Annotated in this window: 4 protein-coding genes and 1 pseudogene; 4 read left to right on the top strand and 1 reads right to left on the bottom strand. The window is 40.1% G+C overall.

The window, feature by feature from the left end:
• Window positions 1-87, top strand: a pseudogene (locus A3G19_RS10940) (bifunctional demethylmenaquinone methyltransferase/2-methoxy-6-polyprenyl-1,4-benzoquinol methylase); the annotation flags it as partial.
• 4 nt (window positions 88-91) lie between these two features.
• Window positions 92-1,351 carry an exodeoxyribonuclease VII large subunit gene (gene xseA / locus A3G19_RS10935; RefSeq protein WP_294872835.1) on the top strand — a complete coding sequence of 420 codons (1,260 nt, stop codon included), beginning with the start codon at window positions 92-94 and terminating at the stop codon, window positions 1,349-1,351.
• On the opposite strand, the gene A3G19_RS10930 is transcribed toward xseA, so the two are convergent.
• Complete coding sequence (locus tag A3G19_RS10930; RefSeq protein ID WP_294872832.1) at window positions 1,340-2,287, bottom strand: hypothetical protein; 948 nt, start codon at window positions 2,285-2,287, stop codon at window positions 1,340-1,342. The two genes, xseA and A3G19_RS10930, sit on opposite strands and share 12 nt — an antisense overlap.
• 169 nt (window positions 2,288-2,456) lie before the next feature.
• Here A3G19_RS10930 and A3G19_RS10925 point away from each other — a divergent pair, with 169 nt between their 5' ends.
• Together A3G19_RS10925 and A3G19_RS10920 are read left to right on the top strand one after the other, a co-directional pair.
• The gene (locus A3G19_RS10925; RefSeq protein WP_294872829.1) at window positions 2,457-2,645 is read left to right on the top strand and encodes a type II toxin-antitoxin system HicA family toxin; all 189 of its coding nucleotides are present in this window, start codon (window positions 2,457-2,459) and stop codon (window positions 2,643-2,645) included.
• 3 nt (window positions 2,646-2,648) lie between these two features.
• Window positions 2,649-2,973, top strand: a 325-nt coding sequence (locus A3G19_RS10920) for a type II toxin-antitoxin system HicB family antitoxin (protein WP_294872826.1), incomplete at its 3' end; no start/stop codon positions are given.

The following is a 2,973-nucleotide window of genomic DNA, read 5'->3' as shown; positions in this document are numbered from 1 at the left end:
GAGCTTGAAGAAGCGGGATTTGAGATGCTCTATACGAAAAGCTTCTCGATGGATATTTCGACCTTGATGATTGCCCGTAAAAAGTAATACAATGGCTTCCACACTCAGTGTCTCCTCTCTCAATGAGCAGATTAAGACGCTATTAGAGACCTCTTTTGAATTTGTCAGCGTCGAGGGGGAACTCTCCCGCGTCACTAAACACGGCAGCGGACATATCTATTTCACGCTCAAAGACAGTGATTCCGCCATCAAATGTGTGATGTTCAAGGGTAATGCGGCTAGGCTAAAGTTCTCTCTCGAAGAGGGGGCGCACATCATCCTCCATGGAGCGCTGAGCCTCTACAAACCGCGCGGTGAGTATCAAATCAATGCATTCAGTGCAGAGCCTTACGGTGCAGGGGCTTTGGCGGTGGCATTCGAGCAACTCAAACAAAAGTTGGAAGCCAAAGGGTATTTTGACCCGACACGTAAAAAGTCCTTTCCAAAATTTCCCCAAACAATTATTTTAGTGACCTCCGCGACAGGTGCCGCGTTGCAGGATATGCAGAGAGTTGCAACGCACCGATGGCCGTTGGTCAAACTCATCGTGTTGGATGTATTGGTTCAAGGCTCCAGTGCGGCGGGACAGATCGCTGATGCGTTGCGCTATGCCGATACATTAAACGCGGATGCGGTGATTGTCGGACGGGGTGGCGGAAGTATCGAGGACTTATGGGCATTTAACGAAGAGATCGTCGCCGATGCCATTTTCGCGATGAACACGCCCGTGATGTCGGCGGTGGGGCATGAGATCGACTGGGTCATCAGCGATTACGTCTCTGATATGCGCGCTCCGACACCGAGTGCCGCAATGCAAATGCTTCTCCCTGATCAAAACGAGCTGTTTCAAAATATCGATGAAATCCGCTTTAGTGCCTATGGGATGATTGCTCAACGACTGGAGCGTAAACGTGAACAGCTCACCTCTATGCAAGAGGCGTTTAAACGTCATGGGGTAGAACATCGTTTAGAGGTACAGCGCGAGCTGGTTAAAGAGCTTCGAGAGCGTTTGGATCGACAGATGGCACAGCGGTTGGAGCAAAGCAGACGTGAGATTGCTCCTTTGATAGAGCGCTTAAACCAAAGTATCGAATCAACATTGCGACAAAAGCAGTTTATGATTACTCAACTGAATGAGGGGTTTAATGCCAATCATCCGAAAAATAAAAACAAAAGTGGATTTGCACAGATCGCCCGCGAGGGGAAAGTGATCGATTTGGATGCGCTTAGTGTCGGAGATCGGTTTGATGCGATGAATGATAAACGGGTTGTTCGGGCGGAAGTGCTGGAGATTGAAACTTTAGAGTCCTAAACTTTTCTCATACTCTTTACGATCAGTTGAACTCATAGGCAATTTGACAAATTTTAATTGTCCTGTTTGCTTATCTTTTAGCATTCTAAAATAAAGTTGATATGCAAAATTTTCTCTGTACATGATTTGACTGTGTTGATTTAATTCCATTGTTAGTAAAAGTAATTCACTTGCTGAATTGTTAGATTCAACAGAAATATTAGTATCACAAACTATACAATTATCTGCGCCTGTAATAGAAGAAAGTTGTTTCGGATTTTCATGATACGATTTATTCCACAGCACATTTTGTCCATTAGAATACGATAGCTTTATTTCTGAAAGAGTGAAATTTTTTGAAGTGTTTAATGTATCTAAAAATAGGCCAGTATTCTCAACATAAAAGCATAGTTTATTATTACTCGTTTGCGTTGCAGAGATAATGTCTAATGCGTCAAATACATTGACACAATCTCCTTCACATTTATGATTTAGAACAATAATATAGACATAAAGTATGAGAGGGACAATAAGGATAAATTTTACTAATTTACTTTTAATTTTAAAATGGTTTGTGAAACTTTTTGCAACAGTTATAATAAATACAATGAATAAAACAAATGAACTATAATAAAAAATTACATAAAATGAAATAAGTAGTGGATAGAGTAGTGCAATAGATACAAAATCGCTTAATGAGTGGGCATTGATAAGAGAAAAAACTAAATCTATTAAGACTAATTCTAAAAAAATAAATAGAGTAATCTTTGCTTTCATCGTATCAAGAATAAAGAAAAACCAAATTATCAAAGCTAATGCAAAAATAAAACCATTTTTCCAAAATATCATCTGGAGTGAAAAAGTAATAATAATTGATGTTGCAATAGCTAGTGGAATAAATATATTGGATTTATTATTTTTGATATAAGCTGTAAGAGTGGAAAGAATTTTCTGCATGGATTTCCATATCAATTATAGATAAAAATATTTTTAATGTATTATAGTGTATCTTTGATAGATTCCCGATCTAGTCGGGAATGACGAGAAGATAAAGACTTTCATATTGAATTCATAGAGTATTTAGCCTTTATTTGACAATAGTGTGTATAGTAAGTATAATAGTCTTATGAAAAGTTCGGAATTAATCAAAAAGATGTTAGCTGATGGTTGGGTATTGGTTGCCGTGCGCGGAAGTCACCATCAGTTCAAACATCCAACCAAAACAGGTCGAGTCACCGTCCCCCATCCTAAAAAAGATTTGAGCATCGGGCTGGTACGGGCGATTATGAAACAAGCCGGACTGAAAGAGGAGTAAACTATGCGCTATCCTATCGCAATTGAAATCGGTAATGAAACAACAGCATTTGGGGTGATCGTCCCCGATCTCGTAGGGTGTTTTTCGGCAGGTGATACCCTCGATGAAGCGATTGATAATGCTAAAGAGGCGATCACTCTACATATCGACGGACTGCTCGATGATAATGAAACGATACCTACACCATCACCTGTCAGTAGATATAGCTCATTAGCAGAGTATACAGGTTTTATTTGGGCGATTGTTGAGATTGACCCCGCTATATTAGATGATAAAGCCGAGAGGGTTAATATCACCCTTCCTCGCCGTGTATTAGCGAGACTTGATG

It is taken from the genome of Sulfuricurvum sp. RIFCSPLOWO2_12_FULL_43_24 (assembly GCF_001829605.1).
Classification (GTDB): domain Bacteria; phylum Campylobacterota; class Campylobacteria; order Campylobacterales; family Sulfurimonadaceae; genus Sulfuricurvum.
This window is presented reverse-complemented; position numbering and strand designations above follow the sequence as displayed.

What these genes read in the sequence shown, in the direction of transcription:
- xseA (WP_294872835.1), top strand. Translation starts at nt 92, where the DNA reads ATGGCTTCCACACTCAGTGTCTCCTCTCTCAATGAGCAGATTAAGACG.
- A3G19_RS10930 (WP_294872832.1), bottom strand. Translation starts at nt 2,287, where the DNA reads ATGCAGAAAATTCTTTCCACTCTTACAGCTTATATCAAAAATAATAAA.
- A3G19_RS10925 (WP_294872829.1), top strand. Translation starts at nt 2,457, where the DNA reads ATGAAAAGTTCGGAATTAATCAAAAAGATGTTAGCTGATGGTTGGGTA.